Raw genomic sequence first — 22,393 nt, 5'->3', positions numbered from 1 at the left:
CACAAAGCAAAACGGCCGCTCCGCGTGCTGCGGAACGGCCGCCGGAGTATGCCAGTTCGGCCTACTTGATCGTGTAGCCGCGTCCTTCGAGGCAGGCCGCACGCGCCTTGTTGAAGGCGCTGTTCTGACTCGATGCCTGCTGCTGCGCAGCCTGTTGCTGGGCGGCGGCCTGCTGTTGTTGGGCAGCCGCTTGCTGGCGCTTCTGCCCGCGCTGCGCCGCACCGCCAGCCACTGCGCCTGCCACTGCCGCATCGCCGGTATCGTGGTCGGTGACCGCCGCAACGGTGGCCGCCGCTGCCGCACCACGGACCCGGCCGCCTTTCGGGGCGGGCGCCGGCGCAGGCGCGGGCGCCGGGGCGGCAGCCTGCTGCGGCTTGGCGGGGTCAAACCCGGTTTGGCCGACGGCCCAGGTGTAGCACTCGGCCTCGTCTTTCTTTTGTTGCTCCGCCGACTGCCCCTTTGCGGGGTACACGAACTGCTGGGCCATTGCGGGGCCGGCAAGGCACAACAGGACAATGGAAACTGCGCTCAGGCGTGTCTTCACGTTCGGGTCTCCCTACGGGTGGCCGCGCAAGGCAAGAGGCGGCGCGGGTTCAGGTGGAATCATAGCGCCGCGTTCCCGCGGCGGGCTCTGCGCCACGTCACATCCACTGCGGGCAGGCGCCACCAACCTGCGATAATCGCGGCTGTTTCCGCAGCAGATGCCTTAGCCCATGCACAACGAGCCCGAAACCGGCACCGAAAACAATCCAGAGCTCGACCTCTTCGGCAGCGATGCCGAACAGGTGGTCGAGCCGCAAGCCGAAGCGCCGGCTGAACCACCGGCGCCACCGCCGCCGCCCACGCTCACCGAACTGCCCGACGATCACCTGCCGATTGCCGCGTTTGCCGAGCGCGCCTACCTCGCCTACGCGATGAGCGTGGTACGCGGCCGCGCGCTGCCGCAGGTGGAAGACGGCATGAAGCCGGTGCAGCGCCGCATCCTGTACTCGATGCACGAGATGCGGCTCACGCCAGGCGCCAAGCCGGTGAAGAGCGCGCGTGTGGTCGGCGACGTGATCGGCAAGCTGCACCCGCACGGCGACACCGCGGTGTACGACGCGGCGGTGCGGCTGGCGCAGGACTTCACGCTGCGCTACCCGCTGATCGACGGCCAGGGCAACTTCGGTTCGCGCGACGGCGACGGCGCGGCGGCCATGCGTTACACCGAAATGCGCCTCACACCGCTGGCCGAGCTGCTGCTGGGCGAAATCGACCGCGGCACCGTGGATTTCGTGCCCAACTACGATGGCGCCTGGCAGGAGCCCAAGCTCTTTCCGGCACGCCTGCCGATGCTGTTGCTCAACGGCGCTTCCGGCATCGCGGTCGGCATGGCGACCGAATGCCCGCCGCACAATCTGCGCGAGGTTTCGGCCGCGGCGCAGCTCTTGATCAAGAAGCCGGAATCGACGCTGGATGACGTGATGGCGCTGCTGCCGGGGCCGGACTTCCCCGGCGGCGGCCAGCTGATCTCGCCGCCGCAAGCGCTGCGCGACGCCTACGCCGGCGGCCGCGGCAGTCTGCGGATGCGCGCGCGCTGGCGCGTCGAACCGCTCGCGCGCGGTGCCTGGCGCATCATCGTCAACGAGATGCCGCATGGCGTGTCGGTCTCCAAGGTGCTCTCCGAAATCGAGGCGCTGACGAACCCGCAGCCCAAGACCGGCAAGAAGGAAGTGTCCGCAGAGGAAAAGGCGACCAAGGCGCTGGTACTGGGCGTGCTCGATACCGCGCGCGACGAATCCTCCGACAAGGAGGCCGTGCGTCTGGTGCTCGAACCCAAGAGCCGCGCGCAAGACCCCGAAGAACTGATGCGGGTGCTGCTGGTGCACACCTCGCTCGAATCCTCGGTGTCGATCAACCTCACCGTCATCGGCCGCGACGGACGCCCGGCGCAGAAGGGCCTGCTGGCGGTACTGCACGAGTGGATCGCCTTCCGTTTCGACACCGTCGAGCGCCGCACGCGACACCGCCTTGGCGAAGTCGACCGTCGCATCCACATCCTCGAAGGCCGCGCCATCGTCTGGCTGCATATCGACGAGGTGATCCGCGTGATCCGCGAGGCCGAGGAGCCCAAGGCCGAGCTGATGGCGCGCTTCAAGCTCAGCGAAATCCAGGCCGAGGACATCCTCGAGATTCGCCTGCGCCAGTTGGCGCGGCTCGAATACATCAAGATCGAGTCGGAACTGGCCGAACTGCGCGTCGAACGCGCCAAGCTGGTTGAGCTTCTCGAAGACCGCGGCGCGATGACGCGCCTGATCCTCAAGGAAATCGTCGAGGATACGAAGAAGTTCGGCGACGACCGCCGCACGCTGATCGAAGCCGCGCAGGCGGTGGTGGCGGCCGAGGCGCCGGTGCTCGACGAACCGGTCACGGTGATCCTCTCGCGCAACGGCTGGGTACGCGCGCGCCAGGGTCACGGCGTGGACCGCGCGGCGCTGACCTACAAGTCCGGCGACGGCGAATTCGCGGTGATCGAGACGCGCACGCCCTGGCCGCTGCTGATCATCGACACCCAGGGCCGCGCCTACTCGGTGCGGATCCAGGATCTACCCGGCGGGCGTGGCGACGGCGTGCCGATCACCACGCTGATCGAACTGCAGAACGGCGCACGCGTGGCGCAGGCACTCTCCGGCGACCCGGCGAAGGAATACCTCTTCGCCAACTCCGGCAGCTACGGCTTCATCACCACCTTGTCCGAACTCGCCGGTCGAAATCGCGCCGGCAAAGCCTTCATGACGCTGGAAGACAAGGAAGAAGTGCTGCGCCCGGTGCCCTGCGAAGGCGAGTGGATTGCTGCTGCGTCGGCCAACGGCCGCCTGCTGTGGTTCCCGCGCGCCGAGATGAAGGTGATGCCGCGCGGCCGCGGCGTGATCGTCATGGGCCTGGACGACAAGGAAACGCTGAATGCGGTCGCCTGCCCGGCGGAGCCGGTGGTCACCGTCAGCGGCATCGGCCGTGGCGGCAAGGAGATCGCGGTCGAGGTGAAGGGTGTTGCGCTGCAGGCCTGCGTAGGCAAGCGGGCGCGCAAGGGCAGTGCGATTGCGCCGAAAGTAAAGCCGGCGGCGATGCAATAGGTCGAGATCGCGATCGTCCAGTTGCCGATAGAGGCCGCGCTCCGGAGCAATCCGCGGCGCGGCCTTTTTTCGTCATGGGCTCATCACGGCGAGGAACAAGCTTGCGGCAGTAAGCCCCCAACCCGCGACCAGCAGGGCAGTGACCCAGGTTTCGGCTTTCCCCGGTTTGACCATCCAGGCGGGTAGATCCGAGCGCGCGAGTTCGCGTTGAATCAGGTTTAGCGTAGCCATGTCGCGTACCTCCGATTCGGGGCCGAAATGTTACGGTCAGCCGCAGGCATCTCAAGCCACAGGTTGAGTGTGAGTGATCCTCCAGTACTGGTTTGCGTGCAGGCAGCGCGGGCAAGGACTTGCCGGTTCGGGGGGCTGCGGGTTCTGCCTGTTGCGCCCTTTTGGGGCTTCCGAAGTATAGGAATGCGCCAGCCGCTGAACAGGGTGCAATAGTTTCGTGCGTCAAACTTACTGAGTGGCGCATCTAGGCTGGCTTCGTAGGCGGGTACACGAACGCGGAGTCGTCGGCCTGCGGGGCGCGGGGTGTCGCACCTGTTAATGGTCAAGGAATTCCACCGAGGGCCGTAATTGAATGACGGCCGGGGCGCGTTCCTGCCCCAGCCATAACCGAGTCAGGCCGACCATGCTCAAACCCCCGGGCGCAACGGTACTCATCGTTGACGACGCAGCCGAGAACCTCGATCTGCTCGCCGAGCTGCTGCAGCCCCACTACCGGGTGCGGGCTGCGACGTCCGGCGCGCGCGCGCTGGCTGTCGCGCGCAGTGCGCCACAGCCCGATCTGGTGCTGCTGGACGTGATGATGCCGGGCATGGATGGCCATGAAGTGTTTGCCCGCTTGCGTGCCGATCCGGTAACCGCTGGGATCCCGGTGATCTTCGTGACTGCGATGGGCGAGATCGAAGACGAACTGCGCGGTTTGGAGGCGGGTGCCGTCGATTACCTCGCCAAGCCCATCGTGCCGCCGCTGCTGCTGGCGCGGGTGAGAACCCAGCTTGAACTCAAGCAGGCACGCGACCGCCTCGCCGGGCAGAACGCCTGGCTTGAGGCGGAAGTCGCGCGCCGCATGCACGAGAACGACCAGACCCAGCTGGTTACGATTCGCGCGCTGGCCCACCTCGCGGAGACCCGCGACCCGGAAACCGGCAACCACATCCTGCGCACGCAGGCGTATGTACACACCCTTGCCACGCGGCTCAGCGGTCACGCTCGCTTCCGTGACACGCTGGACGCCCGCTACATCGACCTGCTGACACGCTCGGCGCCCTTGCACGACATCGGCAAGGTCGGCATTCCGGATGCGATCCTGCGCAAACCCGGCCCACTCTCGCCGGATGAATGGCAGATCATGAAGACCCATGCGCGGCTTGGGGTCGAAGCGATCGAGCTGGCCGAGCGCGATGTGGACCAGCCGGTGGCCTTCCTGTCCGTCGCAAAGGAAATCGCCGGCGGGCATCACGAGAAGTGGGACGGCAGCGGCTACCCGGCTGGTTTGGCGGGCGATGCGATTCCGGTGTCGGCGCGATTGATGGCCCTGGCCGACGTGTTCGATGCGCTGATCACACGGCGGGTGTACAAGCCGCCGTTCAGCTTCGACGAAGCGCACGACATCATTCTCGGCGGGCGAGGCAGCCACTTCGACCCCGATGTCGTCGATGTGTTCGATGATGCCTTTGACGATTTTGTCGGCATCGCGAGGCACCATCAGGACAGCGACTGAAACGCCCATGACCGCGCCGCGCTCACTTTCGCAACTCGACATCCTCGGAGTCGTGCTGAGCTACGCGGTGGTGGCCGGGCTCTGGATTCTTCTGTCTGATGGGGTGCTCGCGCTGCTGGTTCGCGATCCCGGGGCGTTGGCCCTGATCAGCGCGATCAAGGGTTGGGTGTTCGTACTGGTCACATCGGCACTGCTTTGGCTTCTCTTGCGGCGCTGGATCTCAAGCGCTGATGGCGGCGTCGCGACAGCCGACCCAGTTTCTTCGCACACAATCCGCCCGTTTCTCTTCATCGCAAGCTTCATCGTTGCGGTGACGGCTGCGGCGGTTGCGGCGACGATTCAACAACACAAGGCAATCGAGCTCGAGCGGCTTCGGGCGATCGCCGATTTCCGCACCCGCCAGGTGTCGGATTGGGTGCGCGAGCGCACGATCGGCGATGCAGCCCTGGTGCAAAGCAGCCAGTTCTTCGCCGATCTCTATAAGCGTTGGCAACTCGACCAGGATGCGAGCGCGGGTGAAACACTGAAACGGCGACTCACCTGGCTGGCTGATAGCCGTGGCTTTGCGGGGGTTTCGTTGTTCGACGCCAACGGCAAACGGATATGGGGCTCCGGCGACGCCCCTCAGCAAGTCGCCGACGAACTGGCGCGAGCGATCGCCAGCGTCCATACGGACGGCCGGATCGCCCGTGTTGGCCCCTACCGTGGTGTGCGCGGCAAGCTCAGGCTGGACTTCGTCGCGCCGCTGGCCGGCTCGCGCCAACCAGACCGCGATACACCGCTGATCGTCCTGCATCTCAAACCCGAGGCCTGGCTGCTACCAACGCTGCAGAGCTGGCCGGTGCCGAGCGACAGCGGTGAAACCCTGCTGTTTCGTCGCGACGGCAAGGATGTGCTCTACCTCAGCGAATTGCGTGGTCGCCCCGGCGGTGCCGCGTCGGTGCGTGCCGCGGCGGGGCATGGGCGGCTGCCGGATCTGGATCAAACCGGCACGCCCGGTGCAGTGCAGTACGGGCAGGATTACCGTGGCGTCGCGGCAGTTGGCGTTGTGCGGCAGATCGAGGGCAGCGAGTGGTTTCTGCTCACCAAGCAAGACACCACCGAGCTTTACAAGGAGGCGATGAAAGAGGGCGTGTGGATTGTCTTCACCGGCCTCTTTGCGCTGGTTGTGGCGGCCGCATACCTGGCCTTGCAGCGTCAGCGCCAGCAACTTGTCGTTTCGGCCACCAAAGCACAAGCCCAGCGCGAGCGGCTCACCGTGCTCGGTTTGCTCGAAGCGATTGTCGAGCACTCTGAAGACTGCATCTTCGCGCTCGACCGGGATGGGCGCTTCACGCTATTCAACCGGGCCGCTGCCAATACGTTCGGCAAGACGGCCGATCAGGTGATCGAGCGCGACGAGTATGCGCTCTTCCCTCCGGAAATCGCGGAGCGTCAGATCGCCGGCAATCGGCGTGTGATGGAGCTTGGGGAAAGCGAATCCTTCGAAGAGACGCTGCCGGTTGGTGGCGAGATGCGGACCTTCCTGACCGTGAAGAGTCCGTTGCGCGACGCCACTGGCGCGGTGGTCGGGGTGTGTGGCATCGCGCGCGACATCTCGGCGCGCAAAACCGCTGAAGAGGCTGCACGCACCGCGGCCGAGCGGCTTCGCCTGGTGCTCGATGCCACGCGCGACGGGGTGTGGGACTGGGATCTTGCGACCGGTTTTGCGGACCTCTCGCCCCGCTACTACGACATGATTGGTTATAGGCCTGACGAGGTGACCGCCGACCTCGCGTTCTTCCAGCGGCTCGTGCATCCGGACGATTGGGCTCGCGTACAGGCCGTCGTGGCATCCGATCTGCGTGGCGATACGTCTAGCAGCGAGGTGGAGTACCGGATGACAACCAAGGACGGTGCCGTTCGCTGGATGCATGCCAAGAGCAAGGTCGTTCTCCGCGACGCCATCGGCAGACCGCTGCGGATTGTTGGCACGATGTCCGACATCACCGAGCGCAAACGCGGTGAGGAAGCCCTGCAGCAACAAGCGGAAGTCTTGCGTGCACGCAACGAGGAGCTCGAGCGCTTCAACCGCGCGATGATCGGCCGCGAGCTCGACATGGTTGAGCTCAAGCGGCGCATCAACGCGCTCTCGGCCCGGCTTGGCGAGGAGCCCCCCTATTCGGTGGGCTTCGCGGACATCGTTCGGCAGGAGTTTGGCGAATGATCCCTGCCCCCAAACGCCGCCTGTTGCTGGCCGCTGTTCCACCCGTTGCCGCGCTGGCAGTCCAATGGGTGCTGTGGCCCTGGCTCGCGCCGCACAGCTGGTTCCTGTTCTTTCCTGCGGTGTGCGTCAGCGTGTGCGTGGCGGGTATGGCCGGTGGGCTGCTCGCGAGCGGGCTCAGCGTCCTTATGGTTTGGGCCGTTTTCGTACCGCCCGGCGCCGGATGGACGACAACGCTATTGCCCGCCTTGCTCTTCTTGGCCGTGGCGGCGATGGTTGGTGTGATGAACGCCCGCATCCTGCGTTCGCGTGAGTATGCCGATACGCGTTTCGAGGCAAGTTTTCGACAGGCCGCCGTTGGGGTTGCACTGGTCGCGCCAGATGGCCGCTGGTTGCGGGTGAATCGCAAGCTGTGCGACATCGTGGGTTACGAGGAAAGCGAATTGCTTGCCTTGACCTTCCAGATGCTTACACATCCGGACGATCTCGCTCCGGATCTGGTCGCGATGCAGCAGATGCTGGCGCGCGAGATCGACGACTACACCATCGAAAAACGCTATCTGCGCAAGGATGGGCGCGCGGTGTGGGTTCGTCTGAGCGTGTCGCTGATATGGCGTGATGGCAAGCCGGACTATTTCGTATCGGTGGTGGAGGATATCAACGCGATCAAGCTCGCAGCTATGGCCCTGCAGCGCAGCGAGCAGGCTCTCAAGGACGCCAAACGGGTTGCGGGCATTGGCAGCTGGCGGCGCAATCTGGAGGACGATAGCTCGGAATGGTGCGATCAGATGAATCGCATTTTCGGCCGTCCGGCAGGGGCTCCCCCCGCGACGATGCGGGAGCTTGCTGCGCTCTTCACGCCAGACAGTTGGGAACGGGTGTCTGCCGCCATCTCACGCGGGAGTGTCGAGGGCGAAGCGTGGGAACTCGATGTCGAGATTGTGCGCGCCGACGGGCGCCATGGTTGGGTGACTACGCGGGGGGAGCCGCTGCGTGACGAGGCGGGGAGAATCGTCGCTTTGCAGGGCACGGTTCAAGACATCACCGATCGCAAGCTCACCGAATCCGCGTTGAGTGCAAGCGAAGCGCGCTTCCGCCACTTGTTTGACAAGGCGCCCCTGCCGCTGGGCTTTGCCGACGCCGATGGCCAGATGCGCGCGATTAACGCCGAGTTCGTGCGTGCGTTCGGCTATACCCGCGACGAATTGCCAACGATCGAGGACTGGTACCGGCGAGCCTATCCGGACCCGACCTATCGGGCAGACGCCATCGCGCGCTGGGGGGCGGTGATGGCCGGAGAGCGCGATCCGAGCGATGACGAGTACCGCGTCACCTGCGCTGACGGCTCGGAGCGTCTTGTGAGGATTCACGCCGTGGCGCTGGATGAGGGCGTACTCGCTGCCTTCGATGACATCACGGAGCGCGAGCGTGTCGCGCAGGCGATGCGCGACATGCAGAGCGCCGCTGTCGCCGAGCAGCAGGACGCCAGGATCGCTGCGCTCAACCTGATGGAAGACGCGCTCGCCGCACGCGCGCGCGTCGAAGCGGCGGCTGATGCGCTGCGTGCCAGCGAGCAACGCTTGCTGCTGGCGCAGGAGGGGGCTCATGTTGGCCTTTGGGAATGGGATCTTGCGAGTGACCGCATGTACTGGTCGCCCGAGTTCGAGCGCTTGTACGGGGTCGCAGGGGATGGCCAGCACACCGAGGCTGAATGGCGAGCCCTGGTGCACCCCGATGATCTCGCGATGGTCGACGCGCGGCGCGCGGCGCATCTGCAGCAGGGGGTGCCGTATGAGGCGGAGTTCCGCATCCGCCGCTCGGACGGCAGCGAGCGCTGGATGCATACCAAGGGGAGTGCACAGTTCGACGCTGAGGGCAGGGCGGTGCGACTGGCGGGCATCAACCTGGATGTGACCGAACGCAAGCACACCGAGGCGGCCTTGCGTGAGAGCGAAGCCCGCTTGCAACTCTTCGTCGAGCATGCGCCAGCCGCGCTCGCGATGTTCGATCGTCAGATGTGTTACCTCGCGGCGAGCCGTCGCTGGCTGAACGACTACCAACTGAACGAAGTCGGTCTTACCGGCCGCTCGCACTACGACTTGTTTCCCGATATGCCGGAGCATTGGCGCGCGATTCACCGGCGTGCGCTGGCCGGTGAGGTTGTTCAGGCGGATGAAGACCGCTACGAACATGCCGATGGCTCGGTGCACTGGCTCAAGTGGGTGGTGCGACCGTGGCGGGACCCGGACGGTGCGATCGGCGGCATCATGATCTTCAGCGAGGACATCACCGACCGTGTGCATGCCGCCGAGGCACTGCGCGAGAGCGAGGCGAGGCTCTCCGAAGCGCAGCGCGTGGCGCACATCGGTGGATGGGAGCTCGATCTGATCAGCGGCGACCTGTGGTGGTCCGACGAGACGTATCGGATTTTCGAGATCGAACGAGGGCGCCGTGTTGGCTATAGCGACTTCATTGACCGCGTGCATCCGGACGATCGCGCGCGCATCGAAAACGCCTATTCAGACGCGCTTGCTGACCACAAGCCCTACGACCAGATGCACCGTATCTGCATGGCGGACGGCCGCATCAAGCATGTGCACGCACGCTGCGAAACACGCTACACGGCAGCCGGGCAGCCGATGCGATCGGTCGGCACCTTGCAGGACGTCAGTGCGCGCGAGGCGGTGCAGGATCAGTTGCGCCAGCTGGCCCTGGCGGTGGAACAGAGCCCGGAATCCATCCTGATCACTGATCTCGCCCAGCGCATCGAGTACGTCAACGACGCCTTCGTTCAAACGACGGGCTATGCGCGCGAGGAGGTGCTGGGCAGAACGCCGCGCCTTCTGCATTCGGGCCGCACCGCGCCAGCGGTGCACGAGGCGATCAAGGCTGCTCTTTCACGTGGTTTGAGCTGGAAGGGCGAGCTGGTGAACCGGCGCAAGGACGGCAGCGAACTGGTGCAGTTCGCCGTCATCACACCGCTGCGCGGCGCGGACGGCCGAATCTCCCACTACGTCAGCGTGCAGGAAGACATCACGCAGAAGAAACGCATGGGTGAAGAGCTTGATGCGTATCGCCACCACCTGGAGGTGCTCGTCGCCACGCGCACAGCAGAGCTGGAGCAGGCCCGTGCGGCGGCGGAGGCGGCCAGCCTGGCAAAGAGCGCCTTCCTCGCCAACATGAGCCACGAGATCCGCACCCCGATGAACGCGATCCTCGGGCTGACGTACCTGATGCGCAACGAAGCCAGCACGCCGCGCCTCGCAGATCGGCTCGACAAGGTGCACGGGGCGGCAAAGCACTTGCTGGCGATCATCAACGACATCCTCGATCTGTCGAAGATCGAGGCCGGGCGCATGGTGCTGGAGGAGCAGGACTTCTCCACCGGCGAATTGCTCGACCAGGTCCGTGCGATGGTGTCCGAAGCCGCAGCGGCCAAGGGGCTGACGCTCGAGACCGAACTGCACTCGATGCCCACCGCGCTACGTGGCGACGCCATGCGCTTGCGGCAAGCGCTGCTCAACTACGCCGGTAACGCGATCAAGTTCACCGAGCATGGCGGCGTCGTGCTGCGGGCGCGGCTGCTCGACACCGACGGCGATTGGGTGCTGGCGCGCTTTGAAGTGAGCGACACCGGCATCGGCATTGACGCCGCGACACAGCATCGGCTCTTCACCGCTTTTGAACAGGCCGACGCCTCGACCACGCGGCGCCACGGTGGCACCGGTCTGGGCCTGGCGATCACGCGCCGGTTGGCGGCGCTGATGGGCGGTGAGTCAGGTGTCGAGAGCGAACCGGGCCACGGCAGCACCTTCTGGTTCACCGTGCGGCTGCAGCGTGTGGGCCATGTGGCGAGCGACGGCGCGGCAAACGAGCGTGGCGCCCAGCCTGAACAGATGCTGCGCGGCCGCGTGTTGCTGGTGGAAGACAGCGCGCTGAATCGCGAAGTGGCGCTCGACATGTTGAGCGAGACCGGCGTGCAGGTGGAGACCGCCGAGAACGGCCGCATCGCGCTGGAGCAAGTGCGTGCCCACGCGTTCGATCTGATCCTGATGGACGTGCAGATGCCGGAGATGGACGGCCTTGAAGCGACGGCCGCAATCCGCGCGCTGCCAGACAAGCAGTCCCTGCCGATCATTGCGATGACGGCGAACGCCTTCGACGAAGATCGCAACGCGTGCCTGCAGGCCGGCATGAACGACTTCATCGCCAAGCCGGTCGACCCGGAGGCATTGATCGCCACCCTGCGGCGCTGGCTACCCGCGGCTCAGGCGCCGCGCCCGACCGCACCTGCGCCAGAGGGCGCGCTCAGCGACACGGCGGCCGCACTGCTCGCGCGGCTCGGTGCTGTGCAGGGTGTAGATGTGTCGCAGGGCGTTGCCGCGATGCGGGGACGCGCCGAGCGCTACGCGGATCTGATGGGGCGATTCGTGCTCGCGCATCGTGACGATGTCCACCTGCTCACCGACCTGCTTGCGCGCGGAGAGACTGAGGACGCGATGCGCGTGGCACACACCCTCAAAGGCTTGGCGGCCACCCTTGGCGCGCGCGCGCTGGCCGAAAGCGCCGGTGCGCTGGAACATGCGGTGACGCCCGGTGCCGAGGATGGCGTTCTAGGCACCGAGCGGGTCTTGCCCGAGTTCGAACGTCACCTCGCTGCGCTGGTGGACGCGGTGCTTGGTGCCCCGAAAGCGGCGCCAGCGATGTCCGACGCTGCTGCGCTAGTCCTCGCCGAGTTGCGACAGCTACTGCTCGAAAGTGATGCACAGGCCTTGGCCCTGTGCCGTCGTCAGGCGGATCTGTTGCGGCCGGCGCTCGGGCCGCGCTACGACACCCTGATCGATCGCCTGCAGGCATACGATTTTGAATCGGCTGCGGCATTGCTGCCGGCGGCGGACGCAGGCATATCGGCGGCCTGATCACGGCGACGCCTCCGCATGCTCAGAGCGCGCTGAGTACGGCCACCTGGCCCAGACCGAATGCGGCAATGATCAACATGGTCAGGGCACTGGCGAGCTTTCCGGGCTTCAACAGCCAGCTTGGCAGGTCAGCGCGCCGGGCTTGTCGTTGGCGAAACAGGGTGGGGTGTGTCATGGCGGGCCTCCAGCTCAGCAGGCTGTTTCGCGCCGGAAGAAGGTTCCTGGCGAGAGAGGCGCATGGGAGGGAAGCCCTGCGCCCTGACCTCAATGTAGGTCGCCCAGCGGGGCGCAGCGGCCGCATTGTCACGGTGTGTATCGCAGCCGCTCGGCGATACGTTACGTGATGCGAATTCTCAGCCGTCGGATGCCGGCGGCACCACCTTGAGCACTTCGTCCAGCGTTGTCGTGCCGCTGGCCACTTTGGCCGCACCCGAAACGCGCAGCGGTTTCATGCCGTCGCGGTAGGCCTGCGTGCGCAGCGCGGCGATGTCGGCCTCGCGTGTGATCAGCGCGCGCAGCGACGGGTTCATCAGCAGGATCTCGTACAAGCCGATGCGGCCCGAATAGCCCGTCATGCGGCACTCGAGGCAGCCGACAGGGCGGTAGATCTGCGCTGGCCGGTTGGCGCGGAAGGGCGCGACGAGCGCATCCCACAACGCGCCCTCGTCTTCCTGAGGCGGCGCCGGCTGCTTGCAGTGCGGGCACAGCGTGCGGGCGAGTCGTTGCGCCATCACACCGAGGAGGGTCGCGCTCAGCAGGTAGGGTGGTACGCCCAGGTCGAGCATGCGGGTGATCGCAGCGGGCGCATCGTTGGTGTGCAGTGTCGAGAGCACAAGGTGGCCGGTCAGCGCGGCCTGGATCGCCATCTCGGCGGTCTCCAGGTCGCGGATCTCACCGATCATGATGATGTCCGGGTCCTGCCGCAGCAAAGCGCGTACGCCGTCGGCAAAGCCCAGGTCAATCGACGGCTGCACCTGCATCTGGTTGAACGCGGGCTCGACCATCTCGATCGGGTCTTCGATCGTGCAGACGTTCACCTCCGGCGTGGCGAGGTGTTTCAGCGTCGAATACAGCGTGGTGGTCTTGCCCGAGCCGGTTGGGCCGGTGACCAGGATGATGCCGTTGGGCTGGCGCACCATCGCATTCCAGCGCGCCTGGTCTTCGTCGCCGAAACCCAGTTCCGAGAAGTTGCGCACCAGCACTTCGGGGTCGAAGATCCGCATCACGAGTTTCTCGCCGAACGCCGTCGGCAGTGTCGAGAGGCGCAACTCGATCTCGCTGCCCTGCGGCGTTCGCGTTTTCACACGGCCATCCTGCGGCCTGCGTTTCTCGATCACGTCCATGCGGCCGAGCAGCTTGATGCGACTCGTCATCGCGCTGAGCACCGACATCGGAAGCTGGTAGACCTGATGCAGCACGCCGTCGATGCGAAAGCGGACGAGACCCACCTCGCGCCGCGGCTCGATATGGATGTCCGATGCGCGCTGCTCGAAGGCGTACTGCCAAAGCCAGTCGACGATGTGCACGATGTGCTGCTCGTTCGCATCGAACTGGCGGTTCGTGCGGCCGAGCTCGACCAACTGCTCAAGGTTCGCGATGCCCGCCGCGCCGCCCGTCGTGGTGGCGTTCTTGACCGAGCGTGCGAGGTTGTAGAACTCCACCTGATAGCGCTCGATATCCAGCGGGTTGGCGAGCACACAGCGGATCTCCTTGCGCAGGATCGGCTGCAGCTCCTTCTCCCACTCGCGCTGGAACGGCTCTGCCGTCGCGATCACCACTTCGCGCGCCGTCACCGCCACCGGCAGCACCCGCCGCCGCGTCGCGTAGGCATTCGACATCACGCTGGTGATCGCCGAGAAGTCGATCTTGAGCGGATCGATGTGCATGTAGGCGATGCCCAGCGCCCCGGCGAGCCACTCGGTCAGCGATTCCAGATCGAGCAGCTTGTGCGGCGGCAAGCGCGACTTCCAGTTCATCTCCGCCACCACCACCAGCGGATGCTGTGGCGTATGCCGCCCCCCGCGCTCCGCCAGCAGCAGCTCCGCATCCTCTGCGCCGACGTGGCCGTCTGCTTTGAGCATGCTCAGCACGCGTTTGAGCGTGAGCCGCTCATCCTTCATCGCATTGGCGGGGGTTTGGTTCTTTGCTGGGGAGACGTTGGCCATGAGCAGGGACGATCAGGTGCGGACGTGGACGACTGCCTAGTCTGCCTGATGTTGGCCACCTGTAAGGTGTCTCAATGCGTCGAGATGATTTGCACACGGCATGCTCGTAGCGTTGGAGTGCCCGAGCGGCCCGTCGCGGGTGCGTTCGCTGGCCCGTGGGCGCGAGCGTGCGGGATGTGGTCGGGCAAGGATCGTCTCGATGCCCGACCAGGGGACGTCACGGCGCATCGTCCGATGCGAGATGGCGCTGCATGTCGTGGGCGTAGATCGCTTGGGTCATGTAGATGAAGCGCCGCAGCGCATCGGGTCCTTGCGCTGCGGCGGCGTTGAGGCGTCTCGCGGACACGCCGGGGTTGGCAGCGCTCGTTTGATCTGACTCCGCGCGCAGTGACGCAGCAACGTCTGCACTCGCCACCAGAGCGATCGCCGCCGTGTCTTGTGTCGCGGCTGGGACGAAGTCATCAGCGCGGAGCGCGCTGGACGTGCTCGCTGCCAGTAGTCCGCTAGCGACAACCAGGGTTCTCTTGAACATGATTTGCTCCTTTGTTGCGGCGGCATGAAAAGCCGCTCGAAGTGCCCGTCGTCCTGCTGCATTCCCGCGGCGCGGGACAACGGGCGGGCGTGTGCGCCGCGGGCCGGGAAACCCCGGTACTAGTGCAAATGCGTGGCGTCCGATTGCGCAGCCGCCAGTACGGGGGCTGACTGTGTTGCGGGCAGCCCGGCCGCACTGGGGGCGGACGCGATCGTTTGGTTGGCGAGTTGCGCGGGGTCGGCCGGGTCTGGTAGGAGTTCGGCGACAAAGGCGAGCAGGGCGCCACCGAACGCGACGACCAGCGCACCGTTCAACGCACTGTCAGCCTTGCCTGGCTTCAACACCCAGCAGGGCACGTCGGCGCGGGGGCCGCGCCGCTTGAAGGGAAACTGTTGCATGGCGGCCTCCTCGGGACGTTCATTGCAGGGCCGCTGACAGCTTGAGGCTGCCAGCGGCGATTGCTTCAGCGCGGGTTGTACGGGCTGAGTTCGTGGTCGAACACGTTGCCGAAGGCGTCCTGGGCTTCGAGCGTGGTGTAGGCCCAGTTGCTCAGGTAGCCCGCGGGCGAGGTGCCGAGCATGAAGCTGTGCTGCGTTGCCGCCAGGCCGTACAAGGGGATGTACTCACTTTGCGTTTTCAGCTCGCCCGATGGGTGTTTGATCTCCCGGTTCATCGAGATCCGCGCCACCTTGATCAGCGGGTCGCTTGGCGCTATCCATGACAGCGGCAGCGTCGCGCCGTTGTGGAACAGCGATGTGCTGCGGTCGTCGCGAATGTTCTTGATCGAGAACTCGCTCGCAGCGTTCGTCTGCACGCGCGGGAAGAGTGCCTCGCGATTGGCCTGGAGTACGGCGAGCGACGGGTCGATCTGAAGTTGGCGACTGTCAGTGCCGAGTGAGGCCCCTGCAGCATCGAAATACTCGAAGGTGTAGAGGCTGCCGCGATGCACTTTGCTCCAGTCGAGCGCGCAGTCGGGGATTACCGGGCGTGCGTCCTCGGGTATCGCCTTGGCGGGGCGCGCGACTTGCGCGCAGCGGTCGGTGGAAAAGGTGTTCCAGTCCCACTGATCGCCCTGCAGGACCCAGAAGCCCCGCGGCACATCGGCTGTGTGGCGGATCAGCGTAAGGCCGGCAGCAGGCAGCCCCGGGCCGGTTACGACGGTACGCACCGCATCGTGCAGACTGCCGCGTTCGCCAACGTAGAACTGCAAGTAACGGATTACGCGGTTGCTGGGCGTGCCGATGAAGGCGGTGTAATCACGGCCGATTTCGCGCTCGTTGTCGGGGGTGGCCGGGTCGTCGAATTCCTGCCCCATCCAGCCGACCAACCCGAAGAAGTCTACCCCGACGGCGCCCAGCCAGCGCTTCTCAGCCCGGCCGGTCACCGCTTGTTCGTAGTAAGTGTGGGCTGGATCCCACTCCGGCACGAAACTCGTCACATCGGGCAGCGCCGCTACGACCGCCTCCGTCAGTGCTGTCGAGGTCAGTCTTGCGCGCAGCGTGACGCTCGACTGCGCGAAGCGCCGGTTGCCCATCATCAGCCAATGCCCGTCGACCTTGCGCAGGCGCTGGCGGAAGGTGGTCGGCGGATGCGGGCTGGTGAAGCGCATCTCGGCTGTCACCAGCAGATCGTCCGGGCCCAGTACATCCGCGATGCGCGCCGCGCCGATCTGCATGCCGACGCGGGTCGGCGTATCGGGGTCGGGGTCTGCGGCGTCGAGTAGCACCCTGTTGAACCACTCGTCCAGCGTCTGGCCGTTGTGGCGGAAGTTGGTGGCGACGAACATCGGCCGCAATGTTTCAGCTGTCGGCAAGGCAGTAGCGAACGCTGCGGCAAACTGTTGCAGCGCGCCGTCGATCTCGGCCAGGGCTGCACGGCTGGCGGCCAGATCCTGCGCTGCCTTGCCGTCATACGCGAGCGGGCCCGGTGCAGCACCGCACCGCTCCACGGTGATCGCATTGCCGGTGCCCAGCGCCGTGACGACGTGCTGCGGCGTGCCCGCGTCGGAGAACTCCATCGACACGCGCAGCGCATCGAGCATCGCATCGAGCCCCTTGTCACCGACTGCGAACTCGTCGGCTCGCAGGCTCTTGGCGCCGACGCCGAAAACAGCGGCGACCTGCGCCAGGCTGCCGCGCAGCGCATCGTCAGCGCTCTTCAGGGCGGCGCTGGTCACGCTGCCTGCATGGCTGGCGAAGTCGCCGAAGGCTGCTGCCGGGTCTGCGCACAAGGCATTGGCGCTCAGCACCTCGGTCAGCGGCGTGAGGTTCACCGTGTTCTTGCCCACATCCTCGGTCAGCGCCAGGCCATGCAGCTGAACTGGCACGCCGCCCAGCAGACCCGTCGCCTGCAGCATGAATGGCGCAGTCAGCCCCGCAACATTGATCGTGAAGCGCCCATCCGCCGCGACGGCGGCCCGGCGTTCGGCGCCCGTCGCGTCGTGCAGGATCACGCTGCCCTGCGCCAGCGCTTCGCCACCGGCCGCGACACCGGCCACGGTATCGGCCGCGCAGAAGGAGCACGTCGAGGTGGGCGGTGGCGTCACCGGTCCGGATTGATCGGTGGAAGGGCTGTCGCTACCGCCGCCACAGGCAGCAAGCAGCACACCGACGGCACTCGCCGCCGCAAACGATTTGCAGTAGGTCTTCATGGTGATTCTCCCGGTGGATGCAATCACAGGCAGCGCCAGACCCTGCAGCGGGTGCGGCGTGTTCGTTGGCCTGTGATTCAGTCTGGGAGGAGGGAACCCACAGATGACCCACGGAATCGGCATGTCGCCGGGTTGGCACACGCGGCGTTTGTCGCCTAAACCTAATTTGATCGTGCCGAAGAATGGATCACGGGTGTTCTTGCCCGAGTCCTTCGGTGGGCGCGAGTGTCTTGATATCCGCAAACAGATGGGCTCTCGCCGTCAGAGGCGTGCCGCGCAGGTTCAGTTGTTGGTGCTTGCAAACAGGGGAAGAGATGACCGCTCCGAGCATCACGGCAAAAGAACTGAGTGTGCCGCCTGTCGCGGGCCTCGTAGGTCGGCCGCGTGTGCAGCAGCAGCTCGAAGGGCTTCTCGATCGTGATGCGGTCTGGGTGTACGGCCCGCCGGGGGCGGGAAAAAGCTCTGCGGTGGCTCAGACACTGGCGCCGCGTGCGGAGTCCGTTGCCTGGTATCGCATGTCGGAGACTGACCTCGCACCGTCTCTGCTGTGCGGCGGTCTGGCGCAGCGTCTGGCTCGTCTGGCGCCGGATGCCAACATCGTGTTGCCCACGTTTGGGGCTGAGTGGATCGGTGCCGAAGCGGAGTTCGCCGTTTCTTGGGCAAATGCCTGGCGGCCGCTGTCTGGCCGGAACGTCGTGCTCGTCCTTGATGATGTCGCACTCGAACCGAACGCATCGTCAGCCATGCTGGTGAGCCTGGTCAGCGGTTTATTGACTCAGTTGCGGATCGTGTTGATCTCCCGCGAGCCGCCCGACGCAAGCTGGCTGGCCGTGTTGACACGAAGCAATTTCGCTATTCTCGACCCGCGATTGCTGGCCTTCGATGAGGCCGAAGTCCGTGGCCTGCTTGCGTGGCTCGGGACTGAGGCAGGACGCTGTGCCAGGATTGTGCGTGTCACCAATGGCTGGGCTGCCGGCGTTCGGGTGGCCGCAGCCTTGCTCGAATTGGGGCGCGACGCCAACCTTGAGGCAACGGTTGGCGACGTCTTCGTCGCTGCGGTACTGGAGACGATTCCTCCGGATCAGCGCGAGCACTTACAAGCTGTCGCTCACTTGCCGTGGATCAGCGCTCAGCTCGTCTACAAGCTCGGATTGCCGGAAGCGGTATGGCGTACCGTAATCGCGCAGGCGGAGCGCCAGTACTTCGCGCAGCGCCTACCAGACCAGGAGCCTGTATACGTCCTTCATGCATTGATGCGTGCGGCGCTGACTCCAGGCGCATCCCGGTCTGCAGACGAAATCCATCGCGTCGTATTGGCTCTGTGCGAACTCAATGCCCTGTCGGATGCGCTGCACTATTCCGCCGAGTACGAATCGGTCGAAGCTCATGCCGACATCCTGAACGAAGTTGCGGAGCAGATGCTTGGGCGGGACGACTTCGAGCAGTTGGTGGATTTCACCGATCGACTGCCGCCCGAGGTGTTGGCGGAGAGGCCGTGGCTGTTGCTGCGCGCTGGGTTTGCCGCTGCAACAGTTAATGACGAGCTCTCGCAGCGTTGGTTGCAACAGGCATTCGACAGTTTCGAACGCGCCAACGACATGCTTGCGTGCGCTTTGTGTGGTGCGGCCGCCGTAATTGGCTTCCAGCTTGGTATGGCTCCGCTGCACAAATGGAGCCAATGGTTCGGCGTGTTGGTTCGAAGCGTGAATGCGCCGAGCGTGGATCTGTCTCATAACGATGGTGTCTGGGTAGGTGCCGCGTTGCTCCTCTCCCTGAATCAGGAATACGCAGCCGATCTTCCGTGGCCGCCTGAGTCGATTGCGACACAGTTTGAGCGGGATTTCTCTCGTCTGGGAACGGAAGCTCCGCCGATTGCATTTGTTTCGCTCGCAACTGGTTGGCTCTTGTATCGGTTGGGATACTGCACCGAGAACGCGAATTTAATTGGCCGCGTCGCCGCAATTAAAGCAACGGCAGCGTATTGCACAGCACCGCTTGCCCTCAGGTTTGAATTCCTAACTATGGAAGCTTTTGTTTGGCGTGATTGCGGCGAACGCCATCTGTTCGAGTCCGCATTCGCTGAGATGCAGATACTGGCCGCGACGCGACCTGGCGCTGAAGCGCGCTTGACTTGCTCCTACCTAAAGGCGAAGGAGGCGCTGGAGAAGGACTGTGTCAGAGAGGCGGCAGAAGTTCTTGCTGAGGTGAGGCAGTTGGCAATGGCGCGACCAAGTCGCATGACGGCTTGGGTCCTGAAGCTTGAAGCGCAGTGCAAATTGCGTTTGAGGCAGTGGGGGGATGCAGCAGTTGCGTCCGAAGCCGCGACGCAAAGTGCGCGGGACCTTGGCGTGTCGGATACGCGAATTTTCTTTTTCCGGATCGAGTCGTACTACGCCCATGTGGCGGCTTCAGAATTCGACCGTGCCCGATCGTTAGCAGATGAGTGTCAGCGTGGTTTGGACGGAAGCGCATTCGGTTCTTGGAACGCCTATCGGTGCTTTGCGGATGCGCTTGATACCTCAATGCCGTCAGACGTGCGGCGTGCGGCGCTCGCCGCTGCACTAAATGCGTGTCGAACCTCGAACACGAGAAATTTCTTTGACGGCCTCCCGTATTTACGGTCTAGGCTCTGTGCCGATGCGCTTGCCGCCGGGATAGAGCCAGACTTCGTCAAGTCTGTGATTTACGAGTATGGCGTGAAACCGACTGATAGTGCAGGCCCCAACTGGCCGTGGCCCATTCGTATTCGTCTGATGGGTGGGCTGGAGATACGCGTGAGGGACGACACCATTAGACATTCCGGAAAACAGCAAAAACGCGTGCTTGATCTGCTCAAAGTACTTGCCGTGCGTCGTGAAGAACACGTCGAATCGAACGTTTTGGGTTTAGCACTGTGGAGCGGGGAGGAAGGGTGGCGGAAGAGTCTGGAGTCTGCGGTCCGCCGCCTCCGCGAACTGTTCGGAGAGCCCTCAGCAGTGATAGTCGAGGACGGAAAAGTTTCGCTCAACCGAGAGTTGGTATTCGTTGACGCCCGCTGGGTATTGAGCCGGCTTGTTGAAATGCGGGCTGAACTGGTGCGTGGCGTTTCGACGACATGCGTGGACGACGAAGACGAAATCGTCCGGTTGGGTGAACAACTCATCCTGCCCGGGGAGACCCATTTGAACGATGTTTCAAGCATGCGTGAGAGCATCAGGACTGCGTGGGTTCGCGTTATTGAGCAACTCGCGCCTCGAATGGCGAAGGCCGGTTCGTGTTCGAGCGCTGTCGCCATGATCGAACACGCGCTTGTTCGTGACCCGCTCAACGAAGATCTTTACAGGGCCCTTATGGTCTGCTATTCAGAAAATGGTTTCGTGTCGAGTTCGTTGGCTGCATATCGGCGATGTTGCCAAATGCTGAGAGTGAATTATGACTGCGGACCGTCACCCGCAACGCTAATGGTGTATGCAAAAATCATTGGCGGAATTGGAGTTTCTGTGTAATTAACGAAGGAGATAGTTAAATGGACTTTCATCCTCCGCAGAGTGCCGATGCTGTAAAAGGCCTGATACTCGCGCTTAACGTATTGGAGGGCATGAACACATCCAGGCAGATCTTGTTCTCGCAAGATGAGGCTGTGTGGTTCACGGAGGCAAAGAACTACGTTGATGGACTACGGGGAGAGTTGGAAGATGGCGACGAAGGTCCAGGAGGGCCGCCGATCATCAAGACGTGAGTTCTATTTTGTGGCGGCCAGCTATTGTCATTTGTGGTTCGATCCTTGATTCCAACTTGGCGGAGTGAGCAATGGGGCAATCTTGGGATGTCCGCGACGGTTTCATTGTTCCGAGTGGCGCCCAGTTCGTCGACTATCCGAACGTAAGCCACAAATCATTCCCGCCAGGGCCAAGTCAAGGCTCCTCAGTGGCGTCGCCGGGCATTTTTCTTGAGGCAAGGGAGGTGGGGCGGATTATAGGCGATTTAAGTGGTGATCAAGTGACCCGGGGGAAAAGGCTAAAGACCTTGGATCCGATCTATTTCGCCCCCCCTCTTCATGAGTATCTAAGAATTCTGAAAGTTGCGGCAACATTCGTTTCGACATGGGTGGATTTCTCAATTGTGTATCCGCCGGGGCCGATTGGTGCCCTCTTGCGACCGGTGGACTGTGATGATGTGGCTTTTGTCGCCAAGTCCGTGTTCGTTCGAGCAGCTTATAAGGATGGACTGAGACGGCCTTCGTATTGTTTCGGTTGGGTGTGGGCAAAAGAGGATAGGCTCAAAGAAGTGTACGAGCACGCATTCAATTGGTTCATTGACGACGAACGGCGCCTCTGGTTCGTTGATGTTCAACCAAAAGGGTTCTGTTACTGGCAGGGATTCAAGGTTTGGCCGGAATATGAGATGTTGCTCGTATAAGCGCGGGGTGGGATCGACCACCCCGCACAACTTTTGGGCACAGGTATTGCGAGTTACATTGCACACGTCGCCCTTTGCATCCGCTGGTACAGGCTCCAGCGGGTCGCGCGCTCGCCGTTGTAAGCCTGCGCTTCATCCGAGGTGGTGACGATGCCCGGTGTGGCGTAGGCGGGGCCGGCGGCGGTTGGGGCGGTTTCGATCAGGATTGCCGGATCCGTGCTGGCGAACTGGATCGAAGTGGGCGCCGGCGCCGCGACGGCAACGTAGTGCGCCTGTTCGGCGGCGCTGGCGGCGTAGCCCGGCCGGAAGGTTTCGGTCACGGCAACCAGTTCGGCATATTCGCGCTGGGCGGCCTCGTCCTTCGAACCGACGAGTTTGCGCACGTAGCTGCGAAGCTGTGCGGTGTCCGCGGCCGCCAGCCAGGCGTCGATGGTGCCGGGCTGGGCGGTGCTGGCCGCTGCGCCGGGGCGGTAGCCTTCGCAAACGGATGCTGCATTGCCGGCAGTGGGCAGCAGCGCCGCCACGAGTAGCAGTGCGGCGGCGTACAGCAGAGATGGAACGATGGGCGCGCTGGGCGCGATTTCAGAGTGCGTTTTCATGATGATCTCCCGGTCGGCATTCAGGCGCCGCGGCCAGGATGGCCGGGTGCCTGATTCCAAGATGGACCGGGATGACCCACGGATA

Annotated in this window: 15 protein-coding genes; 7 read left to right on the top strand and 8 right to left on the bottom strand. The window is 64.3% G+C overall.

What is annotated here, in order from left to right; translation table 11 throughout:
• Nucleotides 1-61: 61 nt before the first annotated feature.
• Nucleotides 62-544, bottom strand: a complete 483-nt coding sequence (locus JY500_RS18990; RefSeq protein ID WP_206254184.1) for a hypothetical protein — start codon at nucleotides 542-544, stop codon at nucleotides 62-64.
• Nucleotides 545-713: 169 nt separating this feature from the next.
• Here JY500_RS18990 and parC point away from each other — a divergent pair, with 169 nt between their 5' ends.
• A complete protein-coding gene (gene parC, locus JY500_RS18985; protein ID WP_206254183.1) occupies nucleotides 714-3,113 on the top strand; it encodes a DNA topoisomerase IV subunit A in 2,400 nt (799 codons plus the stop codon).
• 72 nt (nucleotides 3,114-3,185) lie between these two features.
• Here parC and JY500_RS18980 read toward each other — a convergent pair whose 3' ends face one another.
• Nucleotides 3,186-3,344 (bottom strand): hypothetical protein, encoded by a 159-nt coding sequence (locus tag JY500_RS18980; protein WP_206254182.1) that lies wholly within the window; start codon nucleotides 3,342-3,344, stop codon nucleotides 3,186-3,188.
• 403 nt (nucleotides 3,345-3,747) lie between these two features.
• On the opposite strand from JY500_RS18980, the gene JY500_RS18975 reads away from it, so the two are divergent.
• From JY500_RS18975 to JY500_RS18965, 3 genes are read left to right on the top strand one after another with little or no spacing between them, the layout of a single operon-like run.
• On the top strand, nucleotides 3,748-4,842 hold the full coding sequence (locus JY500_RS18975) for a response regulator (protein ID WP_206254181.1): 1,095 nt from the start codon (nucleotides 3,748-3,750) through the stop codon (nucleotides 4,840-4,842).
• A gap of 7 nt (nucleotides 4,843-4,849) precedes the next feature.
• Nucleotides 4,850-7,048, top strand: a complete 2,199-nt coding sequence (locus JY500_RS18970; RefSeq protein WP_206254180.1) for a PAS domain-containing protein — start codon at nucleotides 4,850-4,852, stop codon at nucleotides 7,046-7,048.
• Nucleotides 7,045-11,964: a PAS domain S-box protein gene (locus JY500_RS18965; RefSeq protein WP_206254179.1), complete on the top strand. Its 4,920-nt coding sequence runs from the start codon at nucleotides 7,045-7,047 to the stop codon at nucleotides 11,962-11,964. The genes JY500_RS18970 and JY500_RS18965 overlap by 4 nt, the downstream gene beginning before the upstream one ends.
• A 22-nt stretch (nucleotides 11,965-11,986) precedes the next feature.
• On the opposite strand, the gene JY500_RS18960 is transcribed toward JY500_RS18965, so the two are convergent.
• From JY500_RS18960 to JY500_RS18940, 5 genes are all read right to left on the bottom strand, one after another.
• Nucleotides 11,987-12,139, bottom strand: a complete 153-nt coding sequence (locus JY500_RS18960; protein WP_172203397.1) for a hypothetical protein — start codon at nucleotides 12,137-12,139, stop codon at nucleotides 11,987-11,989.
• Between the two features lie 178 nt (nucleotides 12,140-12,317).
• A complete protein-coding gene (tfpB, locus tag JY500_RS18955; RefSeq protein WP_206254178.1) occupies nucleotides 12,318-14,129 on the bottom strand; it encodes a type IV pilus assembly ATPase TfpB in 1,812 nt (603 codons plus the stop codon).
• Between the two features lie 217 nt (nucleotides 14,130-14,346).
• Nucleotides 14,347-14,661 (bottom strand): hypothetical protein, encoded by a 315-nt coding sequence (locus JY500_RS18950; protein WP_206254177.1) that lies wholly within the window; start codon nucleotides 14,659-14,661, stop codon nucleotides 14,347-14,349.
• Nucleotides 14,662-14,780: 119 nt separating this feature from the next.
• Entirely contained in the window at nucleotides 14,781-15,059 is a 279-nt protein-coding gene (locus tag JY500_RS18945) for a hypothetical protein (RefSeq protein WP_206254176.1), read from the bottom strand.
• A 65-nt stretch (nucleotides 15,060-15,124) separates the two neighbouring features.
• Nucleotides 15,125-17,311 carry a hypothetical protein gene (locus tag JY500_RS18940; RefSeq protein WP_206254175.1) on the bottom strand — a complete coding sequence of 729 codons (2,187 nt, stop codon included), beginning with the start codon at nucleotides 17,309-17,311 and terminating at the stop codon, nucleotides 15,125-15,127.
• A gap of 314 nt (nucleotides 17,312-17,625) precedes the next feature.
• Here JY500_RS18940 and JY500_RS18935 point away from each other — a divergent pair, with 314 nt between their 5' ends.
• The 3 genes from JY500_RS18935 (at nucleotide 17,626) to JY500_RS18925 (ending at nucleotide 21,709) form a co-directional block, all read left to right on the top strand.
• Complete coding sequence (locus JY500_RS18935; protein WP_206254174.1) at nucleotides 17,626-20,796, top strand: AfsR/SARP family transcriptional regulator; 3,171 nt, start codon at nucleotides 17,626-17,628, stop codon at nucleotides 20,794-20,796.
• A gap of 20 nt (nucleotides 20,797-20,816) precedes the next feature.
• Entirely contained in the window at nucleotides 20,817-21,029 is a 213-nt protein-coding gene (locus JY500_RS18930; RefSeq protein WP_206254173.1) for a hypothetical protein, read from the top strand.
• Nucleotides 21,030-21,100: 71 nt separating this feature from the next.
• Nucleotides 21,101-21,709, top strand: a complete 609-nt coding sequence (locus tag JY500_RS18925) for a hypothetical protein (RefSeq protein WP_206254172.1) — start codon at nucleotides 21,101-21,103, stop codon at nucleotides 21,707-21,709.
• A gap of 53 nt (nucleotides 21,710-21,762) precedes the next feature.
• Here the strand turns inward: JY500_RS18925 and JY500_RS18920 are convergent, their stop codons facing one another.
• Nucleotides 21,763-22,308, bottom strand: coding sequence for a hypothetical protein (locus JY500_RS18920; RefSeq protein WP_206254171.1), 546 nt, complete (start codon nucleotides 22,306-22,308; stop codon nucleotides 21,763-21,765).
• Nucleotides 22,309-22,393: the final 85 nt, after the last annotated feature.

The organism is Niveibacterium microcysteis (assembly GCF_017161445.1).
Lineage (GTDB): Bacteria > Pseudomonadota > Gammaproteobacteria > Burkholderiales > Rhodocyclaceae > Niveibacterium > Niveibacterium microcysteis.
This window is presented reverse-complemented; position numbering and strand designations above follow the sequence as displayed.